Here is a 22,263-nt window from a genome sequence, read left to right as displayed (position 1 = left end):
CCGACCGTTCGGCGACGGGCGACCCGGCTGTGACACGCGTCACTTTACGCTGCGGAGCGACTCCCCGTCAGAGAGGAGGGCGCGTTGGCCGCCCCGCGCAGTGACCGAAGTCCCTGGAACTGGCTGCTTCTGCTACCGATCGTCGTCCCGCTCGTCCCCGCCCTGTTCAACTCCCTCGAGCCGCGGCTGTTCGGCATCCCGCTCTTCTACTGGCTGCAGCTCGCCTTCATCCTGCTCGGCGTCGCCACCACCACCGTGGTCTACCGGATGACCAGGAGCGGCCGGTGAGCACCGAGATCGTCATCTTCACGGTCCTGTTCCTGCTCGTGAGCGGCATGGGGTTCGTCGCGGCCCGGTGGCGGCGCGCGAACGACCTCGCCAGCCTGCACGAGTGGGGCCTCGGCGGCCGCAGCTTCGGCTCGTGGATCACCTGGTTCCTGGTCGGCGGCGACCTCTACACCGCGTACACGTTCGTCGCGGTGCCCGCGCTGCTGTTCGGCGCGGGGGCCACCGGGTTCTTCGCCGTGCCGTACACGGTGGTGGTCTATCCGCTGGTGTTCCTCGTGATGATCCGGCTGTGGTCGGTCTCGCACGTGCACGGGCTGGTCACCCCCGCGGACTTCGTCCGGGCCAGGTTCGGCTCCCCGACGCTGGCGCTGCTGGTCGCCCTCACCGGCATCGTGGCGACCATGCCGTACATCGCGCTGCAGCTCGTCGGCATCGAGGCGGTGCTGAAGACGATGGGCGTCAAGGGCGACCTGCCGCTGATCATCGCGTTCGCGATCCTCGCGGCGTACACGTACCAGTCGGGGCTGCGCGCCCCGGCGCTGATCGCGTTCGTCAAGGACTCGCTGATCTACGTGGTGATCCTGGTCGCGGTGATCTACATCCCGTCCCGGCTGGGCGGCTGGTCGGCGATCTTCGACGCGGCGCAGGCGAAGTTCGACGCCACCCCCGCCCCCGGCGACGGCGTCCTCCTCAATGCCAACAACCAGCTCCAGTACGTCACGCTGGCCCTCGGGTCGGCCCTGGCGCTGTTCCTCTACCCGCACAGCGTGACGGGCGTGCTCGCGTCGAAGAACCGCGACGTCATCAAGCGGAACATGTCGGCGCTGCCCGCCTACAGCCTGCTGCTCGGCCTGATCGCGCTGCTCGGCTACATGGCCATCGCGGCCGGGGTCAAGCCCATCGGCACCGACGTGAACACGGTGGTGCCGCAGCTCTTCGACACGATGTTCCCCGACTGGTTCGCGGGCGTGGCGTTCGCGGCCGTCGGCATCGGCGCGCTGGTGCCCGCGGCCATCATGTCGATCGCCGCGGCCAACCTGTTCACCCGCAACATCTACCGCGAGTACATCAGGCCGGACGCCACGGACGCCCAGGAGGCGTCGGTCAGCAAGATCGCCTCGCTGGTCGTGAAGGTCGGCGCGGTGCTGTGCATCCTGCTCATCGACCCCCAGTTCTCGATCGACCTGCAGCTCATCGGCGGCGTGATCATCCTGCAGACCCTGCCGTCCGTGGCCCTCGGCCTCTTCGGGCGCTGGTTCCACCGGGCCGGCCTGGTCGCCGGGTGGGTCGCCGGGATGGGCTCGGGCCTACTGATGCTGTACAACATCGCGAACCCGGCCACCAAGCACGAGCACTTCGGCGGCTCGGCGTTCCCGCTGGAGAAACTGGGCCTGGACACCAAGATGACGATCTACGCCGGCTTCCTGGCTCTGGCCGTCAACCTGGTCGTCGCCGTGCTCGGCACGTGGCTGGCCCGGGCGGTCAAGATGGCCGAGGGGCCGGACGCGACCCGGCCCGAGGACTACGTCGCCGACCGGGACGACCCGCGCGTCCAGGACCTGGAGGTCGCCGGCTCCTCCTGATCGTTCACGGCCCTGCCCGGTGCCTCCTCGCGAGGTCGCCGGGCATCGCCGTGTGACGCCTCCCCGGCGGATCTCGCCCGGCTCTCCCTCGCCCCTCCCCGCAAGCCCGCCTTCCCGGTCGGCCCGCCCTTCTGGCCGGCCCGCCCTTCTGGTCGAGCCGCAGCCCGCACCGTTCCGGCCCCCGCTGGGGACGGGAACTCCGCGTCCAACCGGTTGATCCCACTATGTCGATCGATAGCGTGATCTCTGCGGTAGTGTTCCGCACGGCTGTCGGGAGGTGGGTCGGGTGGAGGAGGCGGGCGCGCCGCTCCTGCCGGGGTACGAGCTGCTCGGCGTCCTCGGGCAGGGCGGCTTCGGCGTGGTCTACCGGGCCAGGCAGCTCGCCGTGGGGCGCGAGGTCGCGCTGAAGCTCGACAACCGCGTCCTGCTGTCCGACCGCGACCGCCGCCGGTTCCTGCGCGAGGTGACGGCGGCGGGCGCGCTGTCCGGCCACCCCCACGTCGCCGGGGTCTACGACGCGGGCGTGCTGCCCGACGGCCGGCCGTACATGGTGCTGGAGCTGTGCCCCGGCGGGTCGCTGGCGGACCGCCTCAAGACGTACGGGCCCCTCGGGGCGGCCGAGGTCCGCGACATCGGAATCAAGATCGCGGACGCGTTGTCGGCCGCGCACGCGACCGGGGTGCTGCACCGGGACGTCAAACCGGCGAACATCCTGGTCAACGCGTACGGACTGGTGGTGCTGTCGGACTTCGGGCTCGCCACGATGCCCGGAACCGGGTCCGGGGAACACGCCTCGGTCACCCGGGAGTCGCTCACCCCGGCCTTCGCGCCGCCCGAGGCGTTCGAGCTCACCGAGCCGACCGCCGCCGGTGACGTCTACGCGCTGTCCGCCACGCTGTACGCCCTGCTGAACGGCAGGCCGCCCCGGTTCCCGGAGGGCGGGGTGGTCAACATCGCGGCGATCCTCGCGCTCCACCGGCTGCCCGTCCCCGACATCCCCGGCGTGCCGTCCGCGCTGCTGGAGGTGCTGCGCCACGGCATGGCGCGCGACCCGCGGGAGCGTGTCGCGAGCGCGGCGGACCTGCGCGACGCGCTATCCGCGCTCGCCCCGGACGGCACCGCGCCCGGGCCCGGCCTGCCCGCCTCCCTGCGGCACGCGCCTCCCCCGGCCGAGAGCACGGGCCCGCACGCGGCCGGTTCCAGGGCGGGCGCCCGCCCGGACACCGCCCCTCCTCACACGCCCCCGGGTACGGCCGCTGCCGCCGCGCGGATACCCATGGACACGGGTCCCTCCCGCGCGTTCCCGGGCACCACGCCGCCTTCCGCGCGGACCCCCATGGACACCGGCCCCTCCCGCGCGTTCCCGGGCACCACGCCGCCTTCCGCGCGGACCCCCATGGACACCGGCCCCTCCCGCGCCTTCCCGGGCACCGCCGCCCCCCGCGCGACTCCCGGCATCGCCGGTCCCCACGCGGGCGCGAGCCGGGACGCGGTGGCGACCCGCCCCCGGAACCGGACACTGCGCCATTCGGCGGTCTTCGCCGCGACGGCGGCCGTGTTCGCCACGCTGCTCGTCACCGGACTCGTCCTGCTGGCCCCGCACGACTCCGACGGGAGCGGCGCCGGCGCGGCTCCCGCCTCCACCGCCTCCTCGAGCCCGACGACGCGTCCCGGAGCGGACGGGACGACGGGATCAGCCGGATCGACCGGGCCCGGTGGCTTCGAGGTCGCGACGTACACGGCCGGATGCCCCGCCGCCGAATCGGCCTCCGCCGGCGCGGCCTGCGTGTCCACCCCGGAGTGCTGGGCCGGCACGGTGTCGATCGGGGGCGACACGACCGCACGCGCCATTCCCTGCGGGAAACCGCACACGTGGGAGACGTTCGCCATCGCGCCGCTGCCCGCAGGGCTGACCACGGACCAGCGCACGGTGGAGAAGCACCCCACCGTCACGTTGCTCTGCTCGAAGTACATCCTGCTGCTGTCGCGGCGCGGCGCCGCCACCACGGTCAAGGCCGACCGGTGGGAGATCACCGTGCTGCCGCCGAGCGCCGCCAAGTACGCGACGGGCCTGCGCAGCTATCGGTGCCTGGGGCGGGTGGACGGTCGCGACTCCTCGGGGAGCGGCTTCGGCCGCTCCGCCCGGCCCAGCCCCTCCCGCAGCCCCGCCGCCGCTCCTGCCGCCCCTCCGGCGCCGGTCACGGGTGCGTACGGCACAGCTCGTCCAGGGCGTCGCGCAGATAGTCGATGAAGTCCCACACGTCGGGCACCATGTCGCGGTCCACGACGATGCCGACGTCGAGCGACCCGTCGTAGGAGAACACCGTGATGTTGATCCCGCCGCTCACGTCGGTGATCACCGATACGGGGTAGTGCGCGAGCAGCCGCGCCCCGCACATGTACAGCGGGAACTGGGGGCCGGGGACGTTCGACACCATGAGGTTCATGGCCGGCGCCGTACGCGACGCGATCCGGAAGGCCGCCCGGTCGGCGAGGCCGCTCAGCGCGGCCGGCATGGCCTCGCTGAACTCCAGCAGCCAGGTGGCGGGAGCCGCGGCGTAGCGGTCCTTGACGGTCTTCATGGATCTGCTGACCCCGCGCAGCCGCTCCCCAGGGTCGGCGACGTCCGTGGGAAGCGTGGTCATGGCGAGGACCACCTCGTTGGCGGGGATGTCGCCGCCCTCCGTCAACCCCCGGCTGGAGATCGGGATGCCGGCGACCAGCGGCTCGCGGGGCAGCTCGTCGCGCTGGACCAGCCAGCGCCGCAGCGCGGTGGCGCACATCGACAGCACCACGTCGTTGACCGTCACGCCGAAGGCGTTCTTGACCCGCTTGACGTCGGCGAGCGGCAGCGTCCCGAAGGCGAACCTGCGGTGGGGCGAGACCGGTCCGGAGAAGGGGGTGCGCGGCACGGTCATCCTCGGCAGGCCGGGCAGCGGCTCGGCGCCGATGCCGCGCACCACGCGCGAGACGAGACCGGCGCCGGGGATCTGCGAGACGACCGGGATCTCGTCGAGCCGGGGCACGACTCCGGCGAGGAAGCGCATCGCCGCCCCCGGGTTCTCCAGCACGCGGCCGACCCCTCGCGCGATCATCTCGACGGTGTCGGGCGGCGTGTCCGGCTCCGACTCCGTGGGCGGGGCCTCGCGCCGCGGCTCGGGGCCGAGGTCCATGAGCGCGGCGAGCACCTCCGCGCCGGTCACGCCGTCGATGGCGGAGTGGTGGACCTTGGTGTAGACCGCGACCCGCCCGCCGGACAAGCCGTGGATGATGTACAGCTCCCACAGGGGGCGCCGCCGGTCCAGCCGCCGCCCGTGGAGGCGGGCGACCTGTTCGCCGAGCTGGTGGTCGTCGCCCGGGCGCGGGAGAGCGATCTCGCGGACGTGGTAGTCGAAGTCGATCTCGCGGTCCTCCACCCAGTAGGGGTGGTCGAGCCGGAACGGCACCTGGACCAGGCGGCGCCGCAGCGGCGGGGCGAGGTGCGCCCGCTCCCTGATCAGCTCGACCAGCGCCTCGCGGGTGACCTCACCGCCGGGCGCTGTGGACGGGTCGAGGACGGCCAGCCCCGCGATGTGCGCGAGGTTGGCGCTCGTCTCGAAATTGAGGAACTGCGCGTCGAGCGCGCTGAGCTGCCGCGCCATACCTGGTCACTGCCCCCGTTGTTCGTTCGTCGCACCGGTCTCGTGCGATCGGCGTCATGCGATCTACGTCGTGTGGTCGTGGTCTTGCGGTCGTGGTCGTGGTCTTGCGGTCGTGGTCGTGGTCTTGCGGTCGTGGTCGTGGTCTTGCGGTGGTGGTCGTGGTCTTGCGGTCGTGGTCGTGCGGTCTGGGGTCGTGTGGTCTGCTTCCTTCAGCGATGGTGCACCGCGCGGGACGCGCACGCGTCGGCGGGGTGTCCCGAACGCCCCGCGCCCCCGCCCGGCCGTACTCCGCGGCCGACGCCGTCAGAGGAGCGTGGCGACGCCGACGCCGACGCCGACGAGCAGGAGCACCAGCCCCACGCCGAGGAAGATCCCGCCGAGCAGCGACCCTCTGCCGAGCGGGGTGTCGATCCGCATCCGGTGCGGGTCCGAGGGGTCGTACATGACGGTGACCGTCTGGCCGGGGCGCGCGGGCGGCGGGTTGCTGGCGAACCGGGTCTCGGCCTCCACGGCCTGGCCGTACGCGGTGGTGAACCTGACGATCGAGTAGAAGACGTCACCTTCACTGGAGCTGCTCCGGCGCAACCCGACGACGTTTCCCTGCGCCCGCAGAGCGCGCCTGCGGAAATCACGGGCGTTCACGAGCAGGCCCGCGCCCAGCAGCGCGAAGATCACACCGAGTCCGCCGAGCACGGCGGTAGCAATCCCACTTTCCGACATGGCAGGAAAAGTAGGGCTCCGCGGTTGTTCGCGGCTTGCATCCGGCTTGTCGTCGATCGCCCGGACCTCGCCGAACGCGACGGCCGGCCGGGACTCTCCGGCGTGGCCGGGCGGATCCGGCGCGCCGAGCGAACGCTTCCGCCGGCCGGAGGTCAGGGACGCAGCCGCATCACGATCTCGGCGACATCGATCACGGGCGCGCCGAGATCGTGGCGGCTGAACAGGTGCACCTGATCCCCCGTGTCGATCTCCAGCAGCTGTGCCGTGACGCCGTAGCGGTGGCGAGTGTCCACGCGGACCCGGTCCACGTCGTTCCAGGAGTACCGCTCTCTCCCGGCGAAGCCCGCGACGACCGTCACGCCGCCCTCGTCCACCGCAAGCCGTACGGGGGCGAGCAGGTCGCGCAGGACCAGCGCGGCGAACCCGGCCGCGGCGACCGACGCGAGGAACGTCTGGTTGAAGTCGCCGATCAGCGCCAGCACGACGCAGACGGCGGCGGCGACCGCCTTGGCCGCCACGACCTGCCGCGGCACCCGCCACTCGTGCCGCGCCTCAACACCCGCCACCGTGGCAGCGTAACGCGTCGCGGACCGAGGTCACCGATCTTGGCCGCCCGCTTCGCTCTCAGCCGATCCGCCTGCCGGTCACGGGGTCGGGGCGGCGCGGTACCAGTCGAGGGTGGCGGCGATCGCGTCGGTGTGCGGTGTCGCGGCGAACGGGCCGAACGTGGCGGTGAACTTCGAGGTGTCGCTCACGAACGGCCGGTCGCGCTGGTACCACGTCTCGCCGAGGGCGCGGACGGTCGGGTTGAACAGGCCGATCAGGCGTTGCATCGGGCGTCCGACCGCTGCCGTCTTGCCGGGCCGGCCGAGCTCGGCGAGCACCAGGTCGAGGAACTCCCTGCCCGTCACGGCCCCCGGCCGACCCCCACGACGTCGCCGTGCACCTCAACGCCCTGGTGCACGGCCTGGCCGGCCTCGAACTTCTCGGCTCCCTCGGCCCCCGTCCGCAGGCCGACCACCACTGGCGCGTCGCCCTGGAGGCGGCCTTCCGCGGCCACCGTGCCACGATGCCGGGGGCATAGTCGCCGTTTCCGCCTCCGGGGCCGCCGCGAACAACGCGCCGATCGCGTCGGACGCCTGACGGGGCCAGACGCCTCCCGAACGATCATCGGTCGCCGTCCCGTCGCCGCGCGCCCGAGGAGTCGTAACCGGCGAGATCATGCGCCGCGTTCGCACGCCGGCGCACCCGCGCCGCCGTACGCGGTCATTCGGGTTCGATCCGCATCGCGGTCTCCTCGGGGCCGTAGCCGCCGGAGTCGGGCCCGACGTCCTCCCCGATCATCTCCTTGTCCACGTCCGGGCGGATCCCCTCGTCCGGGTCCACCAGGCGGCCCGCCGTGTGGCGGGTGTCCTCACCCTCGGAACCGACCTCCTCCTCGCGCCCGTACGGGACCCTCTCGTCGGCGATGTCGGGCTCGGCGTCCTCCGGCGAGCCGTAGAGCAGGGTCTTGTCGGGCACCTCGCGGCTGAGGCGCATGTCCAGCGACTCCCCCTGGGCCATCTCCTCCGACGTGGTGCCGTACTCGTCGATGCCGACGGGCGTCTCGCCCGGGATCGGCTCCTCCTGCGGGTCGTGCGCCCACTCGCGTTGCGGGGTTCCCTCCCTGAGGTCGGGGATGCCCTCGTCCTCGGCGCGGGAGCGCGGATCGGGTTCCGGTCTCGTGTGCTCGCTCATACGCGTCCCCTGCCCCTTCCCATCGCCGTATGCCTGTGCGCGGGACGGCTTTGCCCGGCCCGCACCCGGGAGGCCCGTCCCGACCGACGAAACCGCTTTCACCTGCCCGGAGTACGATTTTTCGGTAAAAGCAGGTGGGTTCCCGAACAGTCAGGTCCGGTGGGGGGCTCCGACGGCGCCGGGGGCATCGCGGTCGTCGCCCACGGTCTGCGCGGCCAGCCGGGACAGCAGCGCCGTGAGCTCGGGGTCGCTGTCCGGGTTCCAGCCGTCGAGGTGGCGGGCGAGGGCGGCCCTGCGGACGGCGACCATCCGCCGGACGGCCTCCCGGCCCGCCCCCGTGATGACCAGGTCCTCCCCGGAACGCTCGACGAGCCCCCGGTCCACCAGCGGCTGGGCGCAGCGCGCGCCCGACTCCGGCGTGGTCCCGGCCCGCGCCGCGAGCGCCGCGCGGCCGGCACGGCCCGTCCTGGCCACCCTCGCGAGGATCCACACGGCCCCGGCCGTCAGGTCGTACCCCGCGCGCCGGGCCAGTTCGCGGTACAGCCTGGCCGCCTCGGGGTCCCTGCGCATGAGCACGGTGAGCGCCCGCTCGATCTCCTCAAGGGAGGAGCGGTCGCACGGCGCCCCGTAGCCCTCGCCCAGGTCGGGGGCGGACGCCCCGACGGTCGTGCGGAGCGGCACCTGGCGCAGGAAGCAGGCCAGGACGAAACCGGCGAAGGCGACGGGCGCCGCGTACAGGAAGATCGTGGTCGCCGCCTCGGCGTAGGCGTGCACGACCCGGGCCGCGACGTCCGGGGGCAGCCGGGACAGCAGCGCGGGGCTGCCCTGGACCGCCGCCGGGTCGAACCCGGACGGGAGCGACGTCCCCCGCAGCGCCTGCTCCGCCCGTACGGCGAGCTGCCCGGCGAAGACGGTGCCGAAGAGCGAGACGCCGAACGACCCGCCGATGGACCGGAAGAACGTCACCGACGAGGTCGCGACCCCCAGATCGCGATAGTCCACGACGTTCTGCACGGCGATCACGAGGACCTGCATGACCAGGCCGAGCCCGACGCCGAGGATCAGGAACCTGACTCCCATGGACAGCGTCGAGCTGTGCTCGCTCATCCCGTGGAGCAGCAGCGCCGCCGTGGTGATCGCCATGCCGGCGATCGGGAAGTAGCGGTAGTGGCCGGTGCGGCTGATCGCCTGCCCGGACGCGATCGAGGTGCCGAGCATCCCGGCCATCATCGGCAGCAGGTAGAGCCCGGAGGCGGTCGCCGACACGCCGTGCGCCACCTGGAGGAACAGCGGCAGGTAGGCCAGCGTGCCCATCATCGTGAACCCGGCCACGAAGCCGATCGCGGCGGTGACGGAGAACACGTTGATCCGGAACAGGTGGAGCGGGATGATCGGCTCCGCCGCCCGCCGCTCGGCCAGCGCCCACAGCACGAGCAGGACCACGGCCGCGCCGCCCAGGCCGAGGATCGGCGGGGAGCCCCAGGCGTACCGGCTGCCGCCCCAGGAGGTGGCGAGCACGACGCAGGTGACCGCGGCGGCGAGCAGCACCGCGCCCCGGTAGTCGATGACGTGCGGGGTGCGGTCGCGCCGCCCGCGCAGGGTCGCGGCGATGACGAACATCGCGACGACGCCGATCGGCACGTTGATGTAGAAGACCCAGCGCCAGGAGAGGCGGTCGACGAACAGCCCGCCGAGCAGCGGGCCGACGACGCTGGCGAAGGCGAAGACGCCGCCGAAGAATCCCTGGTAGCGGCCCCGGCCCCGAGGCGCCACCACGTCCCCGACGATGGCCATGGCGAGCACCATGAGGCCGCCGCCCCCGAGGCCCTGCAACGCCCGGAACGCGATCAGCTCGATCATGCCCCCGGCCAGCCCGCACAGCGCCGACCCCACCAGGAAGATCACGATGGCGGTCTGGAAGAGGTGCCTGCGGCCGTACTGGTCGCCCAGCTTCCCCCAGAGCGGGGTGGAGACCGTCGAGGCGAGCAGGTACGCGGTCACGACCCACGACAGATGGTTCAGCCCGCCGAACTCGCCGACGATGGTCGGCAGCGCGGTGGACACGATCGTCTGGTCCAGTGCGGCGAGGAGCATCGCCAGCATCAGCGCGAGGATCACCGCCCACACGCCGTGCTCCTGTGCGGGCGCGCCGGCGCTCCCGCTCTCCCCCATGGGTCCCCCTGTCCCCCCAGAACGGGCCCTCATGCACGCGCCCGGCCCCGGAACGCCGGGGAATCCGGTCACACCGGCGGGATCACGGGGAACCGGCCTCCAGGGGTGGGGGCCGCCGGCGGGATCGGGATTGGGGGAACCGCGCCCGCGGACCGCGTCGAGGTCACGAGCGCCGGGACGGGTGGGATCAGGGGGAACCGTGTCCGCGGACGGGGTCGGGCCGGGCGGACGGTCCGGAGCGGAAGAGCCGTTCCCGCGTCGCGGCCCCGCTCGCCCGCTCGCGCTTCGCCGGCATCCGGTCGTACGGCTCGCGCCCGGTGGCGGCGGCCAGACCCGCCAGCGCCAGGAGCACGCAGACCGAGATCAGCAGCAGCGCGATCAGACCGAGCACCGTCACGGCCGCCAGGGAGGCCATCGCTCCCAGCAGCTCAATCATCCGCTTCCTCCCGAGTTCCGGCTGCCGGAGCGCGGCAGGCCCCCGCCGACAGCAGGTCACGCTTTATCTGCTCATAGAGCTTTCGTGCCTATAGATAGGCATACGTCATGGCGTGACCCACGTGCACCATCGGCTGGGGCAGAGCCCGCTGACCTTCGCGCCGGCCCCGCCGCCCGCGGAGGAGGCGGCGGGGTGGTCTCACTCGAACGGGATGCCGACGTAGTTCCGCGCCAGCTCGGCCGCCGCTGCCTCGGAGTCCGCGATCCGGTGCAGCTGCGAGAGCTGCAGCCGGGTGTCGAAGTCGCTCTGCGCGGGATCGGGGTGCAGCGTCGTGGTCATGAAATAGGAGAAGTGCTCGGCCCTCCAGACCCGGCGCAGGCAGGTGTCCGAGTACGCGTCGAGCAGGTCGGTGGCGCCGGTGTCGTGCCACCGGGTGAGCGCCCGCGCCAGCACGACCACGTCCGCGACGGCGAGGTTCAGCCCCTTGGCCCCGGTCGGCGGCACGATGTGCGCGGCGTCCCCGGCCAGGAACAGCGGGCCGTACCGCATGGGCTCGGCGACGAAGCTGCGCATCGGCGTGATCGACTTCGACGTGATCGGGCCGCGTTCCAGCTTCCAGTCGCCGTCCACGGCGAACCGCAGGTCCAGCTCGTCCCAGATGCGCTCGTCCGGCCAGTCGGCGGGATCGGTGCCGTTCGGCACCTGGAGGTACAGCCTGCTGACGGTCGGCGAGCGCATGCTGAGCAGCGCGAAGCCGCGCTCGGAGTGCGCGTAGATCAGCTCGTCGGACGACGGCGGGACGTCGGCCAGGATGCCGAGCCAGGAGTAGGGGTACTCCCGCTCGAAGGTCCGCAGCACCCCGGCCGGGACGGCGGAGCGGGCGATCCCGTGGAACCCGTCGCAGCCCACGACGAAGTCGCAGTCGAGGGTGTGCTCGCGGCCCTCGTGCACGTAGCGGACGGACGGCTGCCCGGCCTCCAGCCCCTCGACGGCGACGGCCCGCGCCTCGAACAGCAGCGGATCTCCCTCGGCGAGCTGGAGCGCCACCAGGTCCTTCACCATCTCGGTCTGGGCGTAGACCATGACGGCCCGCCCGCCGGCGAGCGACGGGAAGTCGATCCGGTGGCCCCGCCGGTCGAAGCGCAACTCGACGCCGTTGTGCGGCAACCCCAGGCGGTCCATCCGCTCACCCGCGCCGCACGCGCGCAGGACGTCGATCGTGCCCTGCTCCAGGATGCCGGCGCGCTGGCGCTGCTCGACGTACGCGCGGTCACGATGCTCCAGGACGACGGAGTCGATGCCGGCGCGCCGGAGCAGCCGGGCCAGCAGCAGCCCGGCGGGCCCGGCTCCGATGATCCCGACGGTGGTGCGGGTGGGGACGCTCATGGGTTCCTCTCCTGGAGCTCGCGTAGGGTGCGCTGGGCCACGGCGAAGGCCGAGTTGGCGGCCGGGACGCCGCAGTAGACGGCCGTCTGCAGCAGAACTTCCTTGATCTCGTCCGGGGTGAGCCCGTTGCGGAGCGCGGCCCTGATGTGCATCGCCAGCTCGTCCAGGTGGCCGCGCGCGACCAGGGCGGTGATCGTGACGCAGCTTCGGGTCCGGCGGTCGAGGCCGGGCCTGGTCCAGATCTCGCCCCACGCGTAGCGGGTGATGAAGTCCTGGAAGTCGGCGGTGAAGGCGTCGGCGTTCGCGGTCGCCCGGTCCACGTGCGCGTCGCCGAGCACGGCGCGGCGCACGCCCATGCCGGCGGCGTACCGGCGGGAGCCGTCCCCGCGCCGGTGCCCGTCGTCCCCGCCGTCCGCGAGGTGGGTGAGCAGGGCGGACAGCACGGGCTCGGGCCGTTCCACGCTGGCGAGGTGGGCCGCGCCCGGGATCTCCACCAGAGTCGCGCCGGGGATGCCGTCGGCCAGCTCCCGCGCGTGCGCGGGCGGCGTGGCCGGGTCGTCCCGGCCGCCGATCACCAGGGTCGGCACGCCGATCCGGCCCAGCTCGGCCCGGATGTCGTACGCGGCGAGCGCGTCGCAGCAGGCCGCGTATCCGTCGGCGGCGACCTCGCGCAGGTCGTCGAGGAAGGGGGCGGCTCCGTCGAAGGCGGGGGTGAACCACCGCTGGGCGGCCGACTCCGCCATGACGCCGGCGCCCTTCGCCCGGACGAGGGCGGCCCGCTCGCGCCAGCCCTCCGCCGGCCCGAACCAGGCCGAGGAGCAGACCATCGCGAGCGAGGCGACCCGATCGGGGTGGTGGAGCGCCAGCCACGCGCCGACCGCGCCGCCCAGGGAGATCCCGGCGTAATGGAACCGATCGACGCCGAGATCGTCGGCGAGGTCGAGGACGAGCCCGGCGAGGTCGGCGACCGTGGCCCCCTCGGAGAGCAGGGCCGGGGAGCCGCCGTGCCCGGGAAGGTCCCACCGCAGCACGCGGTGGTCGCGGGCGAGCGCGGGCACCTGCGGGTCCCACACGGTGAGCGAGGTGCCGAGCGACGGGCCGAGCACGAGCGCGGGCGCGTCGCGCGGTCCGTCGACGCGGTGGTGCGGTCGCGCCGCCGCGGACGGCGCTGCTCCGCCCGCTGTTCCGGGCGTGTGGTCAGGCTTCATCGTCACTCCTTGACCTGCGGTCGGCGGCGGAGGGCCCGCTCGGTCAGCGCCGGGGCGGAACCCACGTAGGTCGCGGGGTCGAGCAGGCGGCGCAGCTCGTCCTCCGCCAGGGGAAGTCGTTCGTCGCGGAGCGCCTCCTCCAGGCCGACGCCGTCGGCGGCGGCTCTGCGGGAGGCGCGTTCCACTGCGGCCCTGGCCCCGGCGCGGCCCAGCACCGGGGTGAGCGCCGCCGCGAGGCGTTCGGCGAGGAGCAGGCCGCCGGTGCGGTCGAGGTCGGCGCGCATCCGGCCCGGATGGACGCGCAGCCCCTCCGCCAGCTCGGCCGCGTCCGCCGCGGCTCCGCCCGCGAGCCGCAGCAGCTCGCGCAGCGCGGGCCACTCGGCGTGCCAGGCGCCGGCGGGGCGCTCGTCCTCGGCCGCGACGGACGCCAGGAGGACGGCGGCGAGCGCGGGCGCCTGCCGCGCGGCGGCCGCCACGAGCGTGGCGCGGACCGGGTTGCTCTTGTGCGGCATCGCCGAGGACCCGCCGCCCGAGGCTTCGGAGACCTCGCCGATCTCGGTGCGGGACAGGACCAGCACGTCCGCGGCCATCTTGCCGAGCGCGCACACGGTGAACGCGAGGGCCGTGCCCAGGTCGGCCACGGGCGTGCGCAGCACGTGCCAGGGCAGCGGCGGCTCGGCCAGCCCGGTCTCGGCGGCGAACGCGCGGAGCAGCGCCACCCCGGGGTCGTGCGGCTCCTTCCCACCACCCGGCCCGTCGCCGGCGTACTCGTGGAAGGCGGCCAGCGTGCCGGCCGCGCCGCCGAGTTGCGCGGGCGGGGCGAGGCGGGCGAGCCGGTCCGTCGCGTCCAGGATCAGGGCGCGCCACCCGGCCGCCTTCAGCCCGAAGGTCGTGGGGACGGCGTGCTGGGTCAGCGTGCGTCCGGGCAGGACCGTGTCGCGGTGCTCGGCGGCGATCCGGGCGAGCGCCGCGGCGGCCCGGGCGAGGTCCGCGGCGATCAGCGGCAGTGCGCGGGAGGCCACCAGCATCAGCGCGGTGTCCACGATGTCCTGACTGGTCGCCCCCAGGTGCACGTACGGCGCGGCCTCGGGTGAGCGGCGGGCCACGGCGGCGGTGAGGTCGGCGACCAGCGGGATCGCCGGATTGCCGCCGGACCTGGCCCGTGCCGCGATGTCGCGGACGTCGTAGAGCCGGACGTCGGCGGCCGCGCCCACCGCATCGGCGGCCTCGGCCGGGACCATGCCGAGCGCGGCCTGGGCCCGGGCGAGCGCGGCCTCGGCGTCGAGCATGGCCCGCAACACGGCGACGTCGCTCGTGGCGGCCTCCACGGCGCTCCCGGTCCAGACGGGCGTGAGCAGGCCCGGCTCGCCCGGCGCCCCCTCACCCGGGATGTCAGCCGAACTCAAGGAAGACCGTCTCCTCGCTTCCCTGGAGGTGGACGTCGAACCGGTAGGTCGCGTGCGGCTCCGGCCGGGCGATCAACGTGGCGCGGCGGTCGGCGTCGAGGGAGTCGAGCAGCGGGTCGCCCGGCCCGTCCTCCAGGTAGACGCGCGTGTACAGGTGGTGGAGCAGCCCCCGCGCGAACACGCACACCGAGATGTACGGCAGGGCGCCGGGAGCGGCCGGGCCGGGCGGCAGTGTGCGGAGCGTCCAGTGGCCGTCGGCGTCGGTCGCGACCCGGCCGAACCCGGTGAAACCGACCCCGGAACGGCCGGCGAACGTGCCGGTGACGGGGTCGCGGCGCATGGAGTCGGGAGCGCCGTCGAGCCCCCCGGCCGGGTCGGCCTGCCAGAACTCCAGCAGCGCGTCGGGGATCGGCCGCCCCGCGCCGTCGTGGACCACGCCGTGCATGGTGATCGCCCCCGGATGGCCGGGCGGGACGAGGTCGCCCCCGTCCGCGAACGGCAGCGCGTAGCCGAAGAAGGGGCCGACGGTCTGGGACGGTGTGGGCTCTCTCATCGGCCTTCCTCCATCCAGGTCGCGGACGGCCCGTCGAGGACGATGTCCCAACGGTAGCCGAGCGACCATTCGGGGCTGGACAGGTCATGGTCGTACGTGGCGATCAGGCGCTGCCGCGCCCGCTCGTCGGTGATCGAGTTGAAGATCGGGTCGTACGGGAACAGCGGATCGTTCGGGAAGTACATCTGGGTGACGAGCCGCTGGGTGAAGGCGGTGCCGAACAGCGAGAAGTGGATGTGCGCCGGACGCCAGGCGTTCAGGTGGTTGCGCCAGGGATAGGCCCCCGGCTTGATGCTGGTGAAGGTGTAGCGGCCCTCGTCGTCCGTGAGGCAGCGGCCGGTGCCGGTGAAGTTGGGGTCGAGCGGCGCCGGGTGCTGGTCGCGCTTGTGCGCGTACCGGCCCGCCGCGTTGGCCTGCCAGATCTCCACGAGCTGGCCGCGGACCGGGCGGCCCTCCCGGTCGAGGACCCGGCCGGTCACGACGATCCGCTCGCCCAGCGGTTCGCCGTGGTGCTGACGGGTGAGGTCGCCGTCGAGGTCCGTCACGTCGGTGACCCCGAACACCGGCCCGCGCAGCTCGGTGAACGCCTCCGGCGCGGCGACCAGCGGCCGCTTCGGGTGGCGCAGCAGGGAGCTGCGGTAGGGCGGGTAGTCGCGCCGGGGCTGGAGCTCCTCCGGGCCGCCGTCCGCGCGGGCCTTCTCGGCCTCCGCCCGGATCTCCGCCATCTCGGCGTCGATGACGGCCTGGGGTTCCGGGGCCGGGGGTGTGGTGCTCATGCCTGCCTCCTCGCTGTCATTGGGCTCGGTCCCTGCGCGGGTCAGCGTTCCAGGACGACGGCGAGGCCCTGGCCCACGCCGATGCAGAGCGCGGCGACGCCGGTGCCGGACCCGGCCGCCGCGAGCTGGTGGGCGACCGCGCCCGTGATGCGGGCGCCCGACGCGCCCAGCGGGTGGCCGATCGCGATCGCGCCGCCGCGCGGGTTGACGACGGCCGGATCGAGGTCGGGCCACTGACCGAGGCAGGACAGCGCCTGCGCGGCGAACGCCTCGTTCAGCTCGAAGGTCAGCAGGTCGGCGAAGGTCCGCGAGGCCCGCCGGAGCGCCCGGTTCACCGCCTCGACCGGGCCGATGCCGAAGTACTGCGGCTCGATCGCGGTGACCGCGGAGGCCCGGATGCGCGCGAGCGGCTCGCGTCCGGTCGCGGCCAGCCCGTCCTCGTCGGTGAGCAGCAGCGCGGCGGCGCCGTCGTTCAGCGGGGAGGAGTTGCCCGCGGTGACCGTGCCGCCCTTCCTGAACGCGGGCTTCAGCCTGCCCAGGGCCTCCAGCGAGCTGTCCTCGCGGATGCCCTCGTCGCGGGCGAGGTCGTCCAGCGGGACGACCTCCGCGGCGTACGCGCCGTCCTTCCAGGCGCGGGCCGCCTTCTCGTGGCTGGCCAGCGCGAACGCGTCCTGCGCCTCGCGGGTCACGCCGTACCGGTCGGCGAGCAGCTCGGCGCTCTCGCCCAGCGCGATGGTCCACTCCTCCGGCATGCGCGGGTTGACCAGCCGCCAGCCGAGCGTGGTGGACACCATCTGCTGGTGCCCTGTGGGGAACGCCCGCTCGGGCTTGGGCACCACCCAGGGGGCGCGGCTCATCGACTCGACGCCGCCCGCGACCACCACGGACGCGTCGCCGACGGCGATGGCGCGATACGCCTGGATCACGGCCTCCATCCCGGAGCCGCAGAGCCGGTTCACGGTGGCGCCGGGGACGGTGACCGGGAACCCGGCGAGCAGAGCGGCCATCCGCGCGACGTTCCGGTTCTCCTCGCCCGCGCCGTTGGCGTTGCCGAAGACCACGTCGTCCACGCGCGACAGGTCGAGCGCGGGGCTGCGGTCGGCGAGCGCGCGCATCACGTGGGCGGCCAGGTCGTCCGGCCGGACGCCGGACAACGCTCCGCCGTACCTGCCGACGGGAGTGCGGACGGCGTCGACGATGTAGACGTCACGCACGGGGGTCACCTCCGGATTTGAGCGCGCGGAGCGCGGCCAGCTCGGCCTGGGTGGGGGGTTCGGTGACGCCGACGGCGTCGGCGACGCGCAGCTTCCAGCCGGTCGCCTCGACCACCTGGTCGACCGCGACGCCGGGGTGGATCTCGGTGAGGACGAGCTCGGCCGTCTCGGGGTCGGGACGGAGCACGCCGAGGTCGGTGATGACGGCCACCGGGCCCTGGCCGAGCAGCCCGAGCCTCGCCCGGTCGCCGGGGCCGGAGCCGTGCCCGACGGTGGTGACGAAGTCGAGCTTCTCGACGAAGTTGCGCCGCGAGTGGCGCAGCACCATGAGCACCTTGCGGCAGCTCGCCGCGATCTCGGGGGCGCCGCCCGCGCCGGGCAGCCTGCCCTCGGGCCGGTCGGGGCCCCGGTCGATGACGGTCGTGTTGATGTTGGCGTACCGGTCCACCTGGGCGGCGCCGAGGAAGCCGACGTCGATCCGCCCGGCCTGCAGCCAGTAGTTGAAGATCTCGGGCACGGACACCACCGCGTCGGCGGTGTCGGCCAGCTCGCCGTCGCCGATCGACAGCGGCAGCCGAGTGGGCTTGGATCCGAGCGTGCCGGACTCGTAGATGAGCACGAGGTCGGGCTGGGATGTGCGACGGGCCAGGTTGGCCGCGGCGCTGGGGAGGCCGATGCCGACGAAGCAGGTCCGCGAGCCCTGGAGGGCCCGCGCCGCGTTGACGGTCATCAGCTCGTCGGGGGTCCAGTCCCGCGCCGCGCCGTTCGCGACGTCGCTCCCGGCGCCGCCGGGCGCGGCGTTCGTCGTGTCGTTCACGATGCCTCCAGCACGTGCTCGCGCATCCAGGCCAGGAACGCCTCGCGGTCCCGGGAGATGGGGTCCCACGCCTGGTAGAACTCGTTGTCGCGGACCGAGTAGCCCGCGGCGTACGACGGATGGGCGCCGTCCGGCACGTGGGCCACGGCGGTCACCGCCCAGCTCGGCAGGACCACGGCGTCCGGCGTCGGTTCCAGCTTCTCGACGATCTCCTCCACGGTGACGAGGACCCGGTCGGCGGCGAGCGCGGCCTCCTTCTGTACGCCGACGAGGCCCCAGAGCTGGACGTTGCCCTCGCGGTCGGCCCGCTGGGCGTGGATGACCGTGACGTCGGGGTTCACCGCGGCCACGGCGGCCAGCTCCTCGCCCGTGAACGGGCAGGTGACGGTGGCGATGGTGGAGGACCGCTCCGGCAGGTCGCTGCCCCGGTAGCCCCGGAGCACCGCGAACGGCAGCCGGGACGCGCCGGCGACGTACCGGTTGGCCATGCCGGCGTGGCTGTGCTCGTCGAGCTCCAGCGGGCGCGGCCAGCCGTTCTCGACCGCGTCGCGGAACCGGTGCAACGAGCCCACTCCGGGGTTGCCGCCCCAGGAGAAGACCAGGCGGCGCGCGACGCCCATGCCGATGAGCTGGTCGTAGATCACGTCGGGGGTCATGCGGACGAGGGTCAGGTCCGTGATGCCCTGGCGGATGATCTCGTGCGCGGCCGCGAACGGGATCAGATGGGTGAAGCCCTCCATGGCGACCGTGTCGCCGTCGTGGATGAGCTCGGCCACGGCGTCACGCAGACTCCGGATCTCTGCCATCGCTCCTCAGAGTTGTTCGTCCAGTGAACTTTCGTTCATAATTCAGCTTGACTGGAGTTTCCTCCCGCCTACGAACGGATGTCAAATGGATGTCGTCGGGCCGCTCGAAAGAGGGCTGACCGTGCTGCGCGTGATGTCGGCGCCCGGGAGGCACCGGATGCGCCCGAGCGAGCTGGCCCGGGCCACCGGCCTCGCCCGCTCGACCGTGGACCGCGTGGTCGCCACACTCGTCCACCTCGGTCACCTGCGCGAGGTGGACCGGGAGGTCGAGCTGGCCCCGCCGCTGATGGAGCCGGGCAACGCCTACCTCACCGGCTGCGGCGTGCCCGACGCGCTCGGACAGGTCGCCGAGCGGCTGGCGGACGAGTTCGACGAGTCCGTCTCCATCGCGGTGCCCGACGGCGACGGTGTCCGGTTCGTCACCCAGATCACCCGCCGCCGCACCATGTCTCCGGCCTTCCGCATCGGCGACCTGCTGCCCGCGGAGCGGTGCGCACCGGGCGCGCTCTTCGCCGCCGAGTGGGACGAGGGCACGCGGGCGGCATGGCTCGCGCGGGGCGCGTCCCCGGAGCGGCTCGCCGAGCTCTTCCCGGCCGTGCCCCCGCGCCCGTCCGCCCGCCCGGTGGGATCCGACGCGTCGGGCGGAAACCCGCCCGGCACGGAGAAATTCGGTACGGAGAAATCCAGCACGGAGACGTCCAGCACGGAGACGTCCAGCAGGGAGAAGTCCGGCATAAGGGGATTCGACGCGCAGGGATCCGACGTGCAGGGATTCGACGCGAAGGGGCTCGACACGCAGGGGACGGACACGAACGGGCTCGACGCGGAGGAGTCCGGCATAGCGGGGTTCGACACGGAGGATTTCGACCGGCGCGTCGCCCGCGCCGCCGCCGACGGCTGGGCGGCCGACGACCAGCTCATCGAGCCGGGCCTGATCGCGGTCGCCGTACCCGTGCGCGGACCGTCGGGACGTACGGCCTGCGCGGTCAGCGTGGTGAGCCATACCAGCAGGCACACGATCACCTCGCTCGCCGAGGCGACGCTCCCCCGGCTCCGCGAGGAGACCAGCGCCATGGAGGAGGCCCTGGCCCGCGCCCTCACCGGCCGCCCCGCCGCTCCCGCCGGTTCGGGCAGGGCAACCGGGAGCTCCGGCACGGCCCTCGGCAGCCCGGACACGCCCCCAGGAAGCCCGCGCACAAGCCCCGGCGACTCCGGCACAGCGGCCGGGAGCTCCGGCACGGCCCTCGGCAGTCCGGACACCAGCCCCGGCGGTTCAGCCACGGCGGCCGGCGGTCCGGGAGCGGAAGCCGGCGGTCCCGGTGCGGGAGCCGTGCCGGGCGCGGAAGCCGCCGGCCCGGGAGCGGTGGCCGGCGGCCCGGGAACGGTGGCCGTCCGGGGTGCGGGAGCCGTGCCGGAGGTGGCCGGGGTCGGCTCGGACCCGGCGCGGGCCGCCAAGCGCGAGCTGGGGCCGGAGTTCCTGCAGTCGCTGGCCAGAGGACTCACAGTGCTCTGCGCCCTCGACGGCACACGCTCGTTGTCGGCGGTCGCCGAGAGCACCGGCCTGGCCAGGGCGACCGCGCGGCGCGCCCTGCTCACCCTGGAGCACCTGGGCTACGTCGAGCGCTCCGGACGCGACTTCCGGCTGCTGCCCCGCGTGCTCGAACTCGGGTACGCGCACCTGTCGTCGCTCGGCTTCGCCGAGATCGTCCAGCCGCACATGGCCGACCTGGTCCGGCGCACGCACGAGTCGGCGTCCATGGCGGTGCTCGACGGCGACGACATCCGCTACGTCGCCCGGGTGCCGACCTACCGGATCATGAGCGTGGACATCACCCTCGGCACCCGCTTCCCCGCGTACGCGACCTCGATGGGGCGGGTGCTGCTCGCCGGCCTCCCGCACGCCGAGCGCGCGGCGCTGCTGGCCGGCACGGCGCGGCGTCCCATCACCGCGCGGACCGTCACCGACCCGGCGGAGCTGGCGCGGATCGTCGACGGCGTGGCGGAGCGGGGTCACGCGTTCGTCGACGAGGAGTTGGAGGCGGGCCTGCGCTCACTCGCCGTACCGGTCAGGGACGGCACCGGCCAGGTCGTGGCCGCGCTCAACGTGGCGACCCACGCGGCGCGCGGCCCCGTCGAGGAGACGCTCGCGGCACTGCTGCCCCCGCTCACCGAGACCGCGGCCCGGATCGAGGCGGATCTGCGCGCGGTGACCAGGAGGAGGCGGCTGCGCCTGCCCTGAACCTCGCCCCCGCCCTTCCGGCGAACCGTTCTCGCCGGTCCGCCGACGACCGGTCCGACGGCACGGGCATCGGCCCTCCCGGCGGAGCGGTGTCAGCCCGCCCACAGCCGGAGCTTGTCGGGGTTGCGCACGGCCCAGAGGTGCTTGATCCGGTCGCCTGCGACGTCGAACGCCATCACCAACACGGTGACCCCGTCGTGCTCGGCCATCAGGCCGGGTCGGCCGTTGACCGTACGCTCCAGGATCACCAGGCCGGGGGCCAGGTCGGCCAGCCCGACCAGGTAGCGCGCGATCTGCTCGCCGCCTTCGATCGGGTGGAGCAGGGCGCTGACCAGGCCGCCGCCGTCGGCGGTCCCCCTGGCGTCGGGGGCGAGCAGGCCGATGAGGGCGTGGATGTCCTTGGCTTCCCAGGCCCGCTTGAAATCCCTGACGACGCCGGCCTGCCGAGCCGCCGGAGCCGCGGCGGCCTGTGACGCGCGCGTACGCCGGCGGGCCGAGGAGGCGAGCTGGCGGCAGGCCGCCGGCGTACGGCCGACGATCTCCGCCACTTCGGCGAAGGAGTAGCGGAAGACGTCGTGCAGGACGAACGCGACCCGCTCGGCCGGGGTCATCGACTCCAGCACGACCAGGAAGGCCATGGAGATCGACTCGTCGAGCGTGATCCGGTCGGCCGGGTCGGCCGTGATCTCACCCGGCCCCCCGCTCGTCCACTCCCCGCGATCGGGGAGCGGCTCGGGAATCCACTCCCCCACATAGTGCTCCCGCCGGGCCCGCGCCGAGCCGAGCAGGTCCAGGCAGACGCGACTGGCGACCGTCGTCAGCCAGGCGGCGGGAGACTCGACGGCCTCCTGCTGCCGCCGCGACAACGCGTACCAGCGCGTGTACGTCTCCTGGACGACGTCCTCGGCCTCGGCCAGCGAGCCGAGGAGCCGGTAGGCGAGGTTGATCAGTTGACGCCGCTCGCTCACGATCACGCTCAGGCCCGGGTCGAGCCGGCCGTCTCCCGTCTCGGATGGGGTGGTCATGGTGCCCCCGATCTTCCTTTGCCGCGTCCGCTGTCACCGGATCGACGAGACAGCCCGGCGGAATGTGAGGCCGGCGCCTCGCCTCACATTCCACGGCGCCGCGTTTCGTCGTACCGCCGAGGACGGGCGCCGTTCCCGTTGACAGGAACGCTCCGGCGACACGATGACCGGCCACCGCGCCCCCATCCCGGCACCCGGCGGCGACCTGCCGTTCAGGCGAAATCATCCCGACCACACCGCCTCCGGGGTGCCCGCC

Annotated in this window: 21 protein-coding genes; 4 read left to right on the top strand and 17 right to left on the bottom strand. The window is 73.7% G+C overall.

The window, feature by feature from the left end:
• Positions 1-84 precede the first annotated feature (84 nt).
• From AWQ70_RS06140 to AWQ70_RS40310, 3 genes are all read left to right on the top strand, one after another.
• Positions 85-288, top strand: a complete 204-nt coding sequence (locus AWQ70_RS06140; RefSeq protein WP_067171590.1) for a DUF3311 domain-containing protein — start codon at positions 85-87, stop codon at positions 286-288.
• Positions 285-1,871, top strand: a complete 1,587-nt coding sequence (gene mctP / locus AWQ70_RS06135; protein WP_067171588.1) for a monocarboxylate uptake permease MctP — start codon at positions 285-287, stop codon at positions 1,869-1,871. Before AWQ70_RS06140 ends, mctP begins: the two co-directional genes overlap by 4 nt.
• Positions 1,872-2,157: 286 nt before the next feature.
• A complete protein-coding gene (locus AWQ70_RS40310) occupies positions 2,158-4,122 on the top strand; it encodes a serine/threonine-protein kinase (RefSeq protein ID WP_067171586.1) in 1,965 nt (654 codons plus the stop codon).
• Here the strand turns inward: AWQ70_RS40310 and AWQ70_RS06125 are convergent.
• From AWQ70_RS06125 to AWQ70_RS06055, 16 genes are all read right to left on the bottom strand, one after another.
• On the bottom strand, positions 4,070-5,512 hold the full coding sequence (locus tag AWQ70_RS06125; protein ID WP_067171584.1) for a WS/DGAT/MGAT family O-acyltransferase: 1,443 nt from the start codon (positions 5,510-5,512) through the stop codon (positions 4,070-4,072). The two genes, AWQ70_RS40310 and AWQ70_RS06125, sit on opposite strands and share 53 nt — an antisense overlap.
• Before the next feature lie 303 nt (positions 5,513-5,815).
• Positions 5,816-6,232 (bottom strand): DUF3592 domain-containing protein, encoded by a 417-nt coding sequence (locus AWQ70_RS06120; protein ID WP_084516571.1) that lies wholly within the window; start codon positions 6,230-6,232, stop codon positions 5,816-5,818.
• Between the two features lie 152 nt (positions 6,233-6,384).
• On the bottom strand, positions 6,385-6,798 hold the full coding sequence (locus AWQ70_RS06115) for a PH domain-containing protein (RefSeq protein ID WP_218004434.1): 414 nt from the start codon (positions 6,796-6,798) through the stop codon (positions 6,385-6,387).
• A gap of 78 nt (positions 6,799-6,876) precedes the next feature.
• Positions 6,877-7,143 carry a Rossmann-fold NAD(P)-binding domain-containing protein gene (locus tag AWQ70_RS06110; RefSeq protein ID WP_067171578.1) on the bottom strand — a complete coding sequence of 89 codons (267 nt, stop codon included), beginning with the start codon at positions 7,141-7,143 and terminating at the stop codon, positions 6,877-6,879.
• Positions 7,140-7,292: a hypothetical protein gene (locus tag AWQ70_RS41925; protein WP_157529914.1), complete on the bottom strand. Its 153-nt coding sequence runs from the start codon at positions 7,290-7,292 to the stop codon at positions 7,140-7,142. The genes AWQ70_RS06110 and AWQ70_RS41925 overlap by 4 nt, the downstream gene beginning before the upstream one ends.
• 206 nt (positions 7,293-7,498) lie before the next feature.
• Positions 7,499-7,969 (bottom strand): DUF5709 domain-containing protein, encoded by a 471-nt coding sequence (locus AWQ70_RS06105; RefSeq protein WP_067171576.1) that lies wholly within the window; start codon positions 7,967-7,969, stop codon positions 7,499-7,501.
• A 150-nt stretch (positions 7,970-8,119) separates the two neighbouring features.
• Positions 8,120-10,141, bottom strand: a complete 2,022-nt coding sequence (locus AWQ70_RS06100) for an MDR family MFS transporter (RefSeq protein WP_067171574.1) — start codon at positions 10,139-10,141, stop codon at positions 8,120-8,122.
• Positions 10,142-10,328: 187 nt separating this feature from the next.
• A complete protein-coding gene (locus AWQ70_RS06095; RefSeq protein ID WP_067171572.1) occupies positions 10,329-10,577 on the bottom strand; it encodes a hypothetical protein in 249 nt (82 codons plus the stop codon).
• Positions 10,578-10,775: 198 nt separating this feature from the next.
• Positions 10,776-11,963, bottom strand: coding sequence for a 4-hydroxybenzoate 3-monooxygenase (locus AWQ70_RS06090; RefSeq protein WP_067171571.1), 1,188 nt, complete (start codon positions 11,961-11,963; stop codon positions 10,776-10,778).
• The gene (pcaDC, locus tag AWQ70_RS06085; RefSeq protein ID WP_067171569.1) at positions 11,960-13,171 is read right to left on the bottom strand and encodes a bifunctional 3-oxoadipate enol-lactonase/4-carboxymuconolactone decarboxylase PcaDC; all 1,212 of its coding nucleotides are present in this window, start codon (positions 13,169-13,171) and stop codon (positions 11,960-11,962) included. Before pcaDC ends, AWQ70_RS06090 begins: the two co-directional genes overlap by 4 nt.
• A gap of 2 nt (positions 13,172-13,173) precedes the next feature.
• Positions 13,174-14,577 carry a 3-carboxy-cis,cis-muconate cycloisomerase gene (gene pcaB / locus AWQ70_RS06080; protein WP_084516570.1) on the bottom strand — a complete coding sequence of 468 codons (1,404 nt, stop codon included), beginning with the start codon at positions 14,575-14,577 and terminating at the stop codon, positions 13,174-13,176.
• Positions 14,564-15,130 carry a protocatechuate 3,4-dioxygenase subunit alpha gene (gene pcaG, locus AWQ70_RS06075; RefSeq protein WP_067171567.1) on the bottom strand — a complete coding sequence of 189 codons (567 nt, stop codon included), beginning with the start codon at positions 15,128-15,130 and terminating at the stop codon, positions 14,564-14,566. Before pcaG ends, pcaB begins: the two co-directional genes overlap by 14 nt.
• Complete coding sequence (pcaH, locus tag AWQ70_RS06070; protein WP_373282309.1) at positions 15,127-15,855, bottom strand: protocatechuate 3,4-dioxygenase subunit beta; 729 nt, start codon at positions 15,853-15,855, stop codon at positions 15,127-15,129. Before pcaH ends, pcaG begins: the two co-directional genes overlap by 4 nt.
• Before the next feature lie 92 nt (positions 15,856-15,947).
• The gene (locus tag AWQ70_RS06065; protein WP_218004441.1) at positions 15,948-17,120 is read right to left on the bottom strand and encodes a thiolase family protein; all 1,173 of its coding nucleotides are present in this window, start codon (positions 17,118-17,120) and stop codon (positions 15,948-15,950) included.
• The gene (locus tag AWQ70_RS06060; RefSeq protein WP_067171795.1) at positions 17,113-17,850 is read right to left on the bottom strand and encodes a CoA-transferase subunit beta; all 738 of its coding nucleotides are present in this window, start codon (positions 17,848-17,850) and stop codon (positions 17,113-17,115) included. Before AWQ70_RS06060 ends, AWQ70_RS06065 begins: the two co-directional genes overlap by 8 nt.
• An 83-nt stretch (positions 17,851-17,933) precedes the next feature.
• The gene (locus AWQ70_RS06055) at positions 17,934-18,743 is read right to left on the bottom strand and encodes a CoA transferase subunit A (protein WP_067171560.1); all 810 of its coding nucleotides are present in this window, start codon (positions 18,741-18,743) and stop codon (positions 17,934-17,936) included.
• Between the two features lie 85 nt (positions 18,744-18,828).
• Here AWQ70_RS06055 and AWQ70_RS42240 point away from each other — a divergent pair, with 85 nt between their 5' ends.
• Complete coding sequence (locus tag AWQ70_RS42240) at positions 18,829-20,982, top strand: IclR family transcriptional regulator domain-containing protein (protein ID WP_067171557.1); 2,154 nt, start codon at positions 18,829-18,831, stop codon at positions 20,980-20,982.
• 92 nt (positions 20,983-21,074) lie between these two features.
• Here the strand turns inward: AWQ70_RS42240 and sigJ are convergent, their stop codons facing one another.
• Positions 21,075-22,007, bottom strand: coding sequence for an RNA polymerase sigma factor SigJ (gene sigJ, locus AWQ70_RS06045; protein WP_067171555.1), 933 nt, complete (start codon positions 22,005-22,007; stop codon positions 21,075-21,077).
• Positions 22,008-22,263: the final 256 nt, after the last annotated feature.

Source organism: Microtetraspora niveoalba, assembly GCF_001570405.1.
GTDB classification, from domain to species: domain Bacteria; phylum Actinomycetota; class Actinomycetes; order Streptosporangiales; family Streptosporangiaceae; genus Microtetraspora; species Microtetraspora niveoalba.
Note: the sequence above shows the minus strand (reverse complement) of the source record. Positions and strands in the feature narration are given on the sequence as shown.

What these genes read in the sequence shown, in the direction of transcription:
- AWQ70_RS06125 (WP_067171584.1), bottom strand. Translation starts at nt 5,512, where the DNA reads ATGGCGCGGCAGCTCAGCGCGCTCGACGCGCAGTTCCTCAATTTCGAG.
- AWQ70_RS06120 (WP_084516571.1), bottom strand. Translation starts at nt 6,232, where the DNA reads ATGTCGGAAAGTGGGATTGCTACCGCCGTGCTCGGCGGACTCGGTGTG.
- AWQ70_RS06105 (WP_067171576.1), bottom strand. Translation starts at nt 7,969, where the DNA reads ATGAGCGAGCACACGAGACCGGAACCCGATCCGCGCTCCCGCGCCGAG.
- AWQ70_RS06100 (WP_067171574.1), bottom strand. Translation starts at nt 10,141, where the DNA reads ATGGGGGAGAGCGGGAGCGCCGGCGCGCCCGCACAGGAGCACGGCGTG.
- AWQ70_RS06095 (WP_067171572.1), bottom strand. Translation starts at nt 10,577, where the DNA reads ATGATTGAGCTGCTGGGAGCGATGGCCTCCCTGGCGGCCGTGACGGTG.
- AWQ70_RS06090 (WP_067171571.1), bottom strand. Translation starts at nt 11,963, where the DNA reads ATGAGCGTCCCCACCCGCACCACCGTCGGGATCATCGGAGCCGGGCCC.
- pcaDC (WP_067171569.1), bottom strand. Translation starts at nt 13,171, where the DNA reads ATGAAGCCTGACCACACGCCCGGAACAGCGGGCGGAGCAGCGCCGTCC.
- pcaG (WP_067171567.1), bottom strand. Translation starts at nt 15,130, where the DNA reads ATGAGAGAGCCCACACCGTCCCAGACCGTCGGCCCCTTCTTCGGCTAC.
- pcaH (WP_373282309.1), bottom strand. Translation starts at nt 15,855, where the DNA reads ATGGCGGAGATCCGGGCGGAGGCCGAGAAGGCCCGCGCGGACGGCGGC.
- AWQ70_RS06060 (WP_067171795.1), bottom strand. Translation starts at nt 17,850, where the DNA reads ATGACCGTCAACGCGGCGCGGGCCCTCCAGGGCTCGCGGACCTGCTTC.
- AWQ70_RS06055 (WP_067171560.1), bottom strand. Translation starts at nt 18,743, where the DNA reads ATGGCAGAGATCCGGAGTCTGCGTGACGCCGTGGCCGAGCTCATCCAC.
- AWQ70_RS42240 (WP_067171557.1), top strand. Translation starts at nt 18,829, where the DNA reads ATGGATGTCGTCGGGCCGCTCGAAAGAGGGCTGACCGTGCTGCGCGTG.
- sigJ (WP_067171555.1), bottom strand. Translation starts at nt 22,007, where the DNA reads ATGACCACCCCATCCGAGACGGGAGACGGCCGGCTCGACCCGGGCCTG.